The following is a 444-nucleotide window of genomic DNA, read 5'->3' as shown; positions in this document are numbered from 1 at the left end:
TAGAAAATCAGTTTGACTATATCTGTAAACGTGCTATGGAAGACGAGCGAAAGAATTATATGCTTTATCTTTCAAGGATTGCAAAGCGTGAGGTGTCCTTTTCGGATGTTGGCGATTATCTTGTTAGCCAGTTTGCGACAACAGATAACTATTCAACTGACTTTCAGATTTTTACACTCAATGGGTTATCAGTAGGCGTTGAAAATGATTTGTTGAGTGAAGCATTACGTGAGTTGCCAGACAAGAAACGTGAAATTCTACTGCTGTTTTACTTTATGGACATGAGCGATTCAGAAATTGCAGACCTGTTGAAATTGAACCGTTCTACTGTCTATCGGCATAGAACCAGTGGACTAGCCTTAATCAAAAAGTTTATGGAGGAATTTGAAGAATGAAAACACAATATCCTATGATTCCCTTTCCTCTCATTGTAAAGGCAACAGA

At 37.8% G+C, this 444-nt stretch carries 1 protein-coding gene; it reads left to right on the top strand.

Annotated features, from left to right (window positions below; genetic code table 11):
- A partial coding sequence (locus HMPREF3106_RS07405; RefSeq protein WP_048962646.1) for a sigma-70 family RNA polymerase sigma factor occupies positions 1-395 on the top strand: 395 nt, incomplete at its 5' end.
- Positions 396-444 lie beyond the last annotated feature (49 nt).

Origin of the sequence: Granulicatella sp. HMSC31F03 (genome assembly GCF_001807725.1) — a bacterium.
Taxonomy (GTDB): Bacteria; Bacillota; Bacilli; order Lactobacillales; family Aerococcaceae; genus Granulicatella; species Granulicatella adiacens.
The sequence above is the reverse complement of the archived record's forward strand: the minus strand, read 5'-3'. Positions and strand labels throughout refer to the sequence as shown.